We start from the raw sequence: 4,761 nt of genomic DNA, 5'->3' as shown, positions 1-4,761 counted from the left end.
ATGCTATAATAATGACATCCCTTCGGGATTACAGAATCAATATTTTGTTCACTCGTAGTGTTTGTGAGCGAAAGTACGCTAAATAGTTACAAAAAACGTTACTTAGAATTTGAATCCAATGGAGAATCCCGAAGGGATGAAATGATTATAGAAAGTACGTGAAAAACCTGCAATAAACCCCGAAGGGGTGATATATTTTATTTCTATGAAACATCTTGTGTTGTAGTCATCATGTCATCCCTTCGGGATTGGCTGTTGTTTACCGTATTTTTTCTACAATCATGTTACCCCTTCGGGGTTCTATTTATAGGCTTCAGTTGTTAAGAAATGATTAACAACTCAAAAAAGGAATGTTGGCAATGGGTGAAAATCAAAACAAATCTCAAATAATTCTTTACCAAACTGACGATGGGCAAACGAAGCTTCAGGTTAAAATGGAAGATGAAACCGTCTGGCTTACTCAGGATCAAATGGCTGAGTTATTTGATAAAGGGCGAACAACTATTACCGAGCACATACAAAATGTTTTTAAAGAAGGAGAGCTTGAAGAAGAATCAGTATGTCGGGAATTCCGACGAACTGGCTCCGATGGCAAAGAATACGCTGTAAAACATTATAACCTTGATGTAATTATTTCGGTTGGATACAGAGTTAAGTCGGTGCGCGGAACACAATTTCGTATTTGGTCCACACAACGGCTGAAAGAATACCTTATTAAAGGTTTTGCCCTGGACGATGAACGATTAAAGCAAGGCGGTGAAAAGGCACGATACTTTCAGGAACTTTTACAGCGTATCCGCGATATTCGCAGCAGCGAGCGCAACTTTTATCAGAAAGTGACGGATATTTATGCCACCAGCATTGATTATAGAAAAGACGAAAAACAGACCACGGAATTTTTTGCTACCGTGCAAAACAAGATGCACTATGCAGTTCATGGGCACACCGCGGCGGAAATTATAGCCAGGCGGGCCGACAGCACAAAACCCCTTATGGGTCTGACCAATTTTAAAGGGAATTACATTACCACACAGGATATAAAGATTGCGAAAAATTACCTCCATGAAGAGGAGTTAAAACGCTTAAATCTTATCGTGTCTATGTATCATGATTTTGCAGAATTGCAGGCAACCAACGGCAGGCTGATGAAGATGGCGGACTCAGTGGAAAAACTCGACCAGTTTTTGAAATTAAGAGAACGGGAACTTCTAACAAACGCCGGAAGCGTAAGCGCAGAACAAGCAGTGAAAAAAGACGATGATAAATTTGAAAAATACAGGAAAGAACGGGACAAGAACTACGTTTCCGACTTTGACCGAGCGGTAAAAGATATTGAGCAAAAAGCGTCGAAACAAATATCAAAGAAAAAAGGACGGAAAAATGGCTGAGTGGCAGAAAGTAAAAATCAGTCATTTTCTGAAAGAACGGGAAGGCAGATATAATCCCAGCGATAAAACTGTACAGGGATTGAAAAGGCTGAATAAGATAGACTTTTCCGGTGAAATTCACCTTTCTGATAAAAACTCCAAAACAGATATGATCATTGTCGAATCCGGAGACCTTGTTATTTCCGGGATCAATGTTTCGAAGGGCGCCCTTGCTGTTTATCATGGAGATGAACCCATTACGGCGACTATTCATTACTCGTCATATGTCTTTGATGAAAGGCAAATAGATATAGATTATTTTAAGCGATTTGTCAGGAGTCAATCTTTTGTACAAGCGCTTAAAGATCAGGTTAAAGGTGGTATAAAAACAGAAATAAAACCCAAGCATTTTCTGCCTCTTGAAATTTATTTGCCGGATATTAAGTCACAAAAAGAGATCGTTTCTTTTTTCAAAAGAATCGAAAACGAAATGGATGATTTGAGCGGTGAGATAGCTCACCAGCGGGCTTTTCTCAAACAACTTCGCCAGCAAATATTGCAGGAAGCCATTGAAGGAAAGCTGACGGCCAAATGGCGGAATGAACATCCCGAACTTATCAGCGGAGATAATCACGCCTCAAAATTGCTTGAGAAGATCAAAGCCGAAAAAGAGCGGCTCACGAAGAGCACAAAGGGCGCGAAGAATGCAAAAGCCCTGCCACCCATCAGTGAAGTAGAAAAACCATTTATCCTGCCTGAGGGGTGGGTGTGGTGTCGTTTGGGTGAAATTGCATATGGCTTTGAGTATGGATCAAGTGCAAAATCTAGCAAGGGCGGTTCTATCCCTGTTTTGAGAATGGGCAATTTACAAAATGGCCGGATTGATTGGGGAGATTTAGTCTATACGGATGATGAAACTGAGATAGAGAAGTATTTGTTAGAATACAACGATTTGTTATTCAATAGAACAAACAGTCGCGAGCTAGTTGGAAAGACGGCTATTTATGAAAACACAGAAAAGGCTATATACGCTGGTTACCTTGTGCGTTTTCATATGCATGAAGGCGTTTATCCGAAATATGTGAATTTCATAATGAATTCTTCTTTCCATCGTGTATGGTGTTATGAAGTGAAGGCTGATGCGTTAGGGCAATCCAATATAAACGCAACCAAACTGAGAGATTACCGATTCCCTTTATCACCTTTGGCTGAACAACAAGCCATTGTCGAGCGGGTGGATAAAATTATGGCGATGATTGATGAACTGGAAAAACAAGTCGCCGAACGCAAAGAATTGCCCGAAATGCTCATGCAATCCGTTTTACGAGAGGTGTTTGAGAAAGGATGATTAACAGATTTAATCCAGGTACATAACTTGCTTTTTGTAAGATATCCCTTTTTTAGCTGGCTGTATATGTATGTATATAATAAATTGTTAGGCATACGGGTGCTACATAATAGAAACAATCCACGATTAATAAATAAGGATGTAAAAGGAACGCATGTTGGCATGTGAAAAAACCTATCTGGGAATTTGTTTTATAACGCCACCAAGTGGTTTAGAATCGTCGATATTCGGTTTTACTGAATTTATTTCGGCGCTGGCACTTCTGGTTATTGTCTACACGGTAACAGATATTCGTTATCGATTCCGTGTTGCTGTAGCACCAATCCCTCTTTTTCCGCTGACCTACCTCCTCATAGGGTTTATTGGATTTGGAACACTGCTTACTGACGTCTGGTTTTCCGAGCGTTGGCTAATACCTAATTTTCTTGCAAACCAAGCCGGATGGCAGGGAATGTTCGGTGCCTTTTTCCTCTTGCTTGTAATGATATGGATGTATTACGCCGTCATCAATCCTCCGATATTTTGTAAGAAAAACTACAGGAAATTTGCCAAGGAACTATACAAAGTAATTTTGAAAGGGTCAGAAAGCGACTTGCCTGTTATTGCCGATGAATTGGCGAGGTCTGCAGAACATCTGGTGAAACTCTCAAGACAAAATCCGCCTCGTTGGCAAAAAGATACCAATAAGAAAGAGGAGCAAAAAAGGCGTAAGCCCAATGTCGGTGATTATGCGTATGACATACTGCTACTAATCGGCAACCGAAAACTATGCAGACATATTGTTGCTTCATCACCTGTAACAGCAATGGTGTTTTTTGAGGCTATGGCAAGCAATGAGAAATACGACCTTCCTATCGGACAATTCTCCAGAAATATTTCTACAGAGGCGATTATTAATAAGGATTCGATTTTGTACCACGAGGACGAAGGCTACAGTTCGGGGTTAATTGGCTATCTAAAACCTTTTAGTAAAGCCATATATGGTAACTATCGGCTGGTGGAAGCGCTTGGTTCAAAAACAGGATCGACACTTGATATACACCATGAGATATTATGGTCATGGGACGCATCGCAGCTCGAAGCTTATTCCAGAGCCGTGATGATTACCCTAAAAAGCTACCTTGAAAGTGGCAACTGGACACAACACCCCTTTGCCTTGTATCGCGCTCTTGAAAATATTAAAAACTCTTGCTGCGATGTTTACAAACTGAATGACATTTCTTCAGATTACTACTCTACAGATATTTTTAAGAGGCTTCAGACTGTGGTTCGGTACGTTAAATATGCAATAGACCTTATAGGCAAGCAACAGAATGTTCCTTCAACTACTTTGCGTGTACGCGGTGATCAGATGCATGAGGACATTTACGACCACGTTGCAAATCTGATGTTTGAAATCATATTCTCTGCTGCTTCAGTGACAGCACCACCAGATAAATGCTGGACTATTCATTACAACTCCGTGTGGTATGAATTTTTTGGTCTATCAGACAAGGGAAAAGCATGGAAAATTATCCGCTTTAAACTCCGCCGTTTGCTATACGATGAAATACTCCGGTTGGAGAAATTTCCAAACTATAAATCTTCAAAAATATTGGGGTTCTGTCTGAACGTCATGGGCCTGAAAATCAGAGAGGAGAAAGAATACGATAGCGAATGCTACCCTCTTCATAAGTCGGTTCTTGCTTGGACTAGAAATAACTATCTACGCTTAAAAAATATCCAGCCAGAGGTTGCAAATTCATGTCTCATCGGCAGCATCGGCTTCGACGAACATGGCAATCGACTAGTAAAAATATATGCGAAAGGTTTGAACTTAGAAGCTCCGAAAGAGTACTTGGAGCTTGCATCAGCAAATAATGAACACACGAGATAGGCAAAAACAACCAATCAATGCCCAACGAGGCAATACAACCAACTCGTTACACTCGTGGCTGATTTTGAGCATTAGTTTAGGGGGTCATCGTGTAGTTGTGTGGGTAAAAGAGAGTGCAAATTAGTATAAGATGGCTTTAGATAAAGGGAGAAGAGCTTTTAAAAGGGTCA

At 40.5% G+C, this 4,761-nt stretch carries 3 protein-coding genes; all 3 read left to right on the top strand.

Going from position 1 to position 4,761, the window contains the following annotated elements:
• The first annotated feature begins 359 nt into the window (after window positions 1-359).
• The 3 genes from BIY37_RS11655 to BIY37_RS11645 all read left to right on the top strand — a co-directional run bounded on the left by BIY37_RS11655 (window position 360) and on the right by BIY37_RS11645 (window position 4,591).
• Window positions 360-1,388, top strand: a complete 1,029-nt coding sequence (locus BIY37_RS11655; RefSeq protein ID WP_070068026.1) for a virulence RhuM family protein — start codon at window positions 360-362, stop codon at window positions 1,386-1,388.
• On the top strand, window positions 1,381-2,715 hold the full coding sequence (locus BIY37_RS13585; RefSeq protein WP_070068025.1) for a restriction endonuclease subunit S: 1,335 nt from the start codon (window positions 1,381-1,383) through the stop codon (window positions 2,713-2,715). The genes BIY37_RS11655 and BIY37_RS13585 overlap by 8 nt, the downstream gene beginning before the upstream one ends.
• A 154-nt stretch (window positions 2,716-2,869) precedes the next feature.
• Window positions 2,870-4,591, top strand: coding sequence for an MIP/aquaporin family protein (locus BIY37_RS11645; protein WP_070068024.1), 1,722 nt, complete (start codon window positions 2,870-2,872; stop codon window positions 4,589-4,591).
• Window positions 4,592-4,761: the final 170 nt, after the last annotated feature.

The sequence above is a fragment of the Candidatus Brocadia sapporoensis genome, from assembly GCF_001753675.2.
Lineage (GTDB): Bacteria > Planctomycetota > Brocadiia > Brocadiales > Brocadiaceae > Brocadia > Brocadia sapporoensis.
The sequence above is the reverse complement of the archived record's forward strand: the minus strand, read 5'-3'. Positions and strand labels throughout refer to the sequence as shown.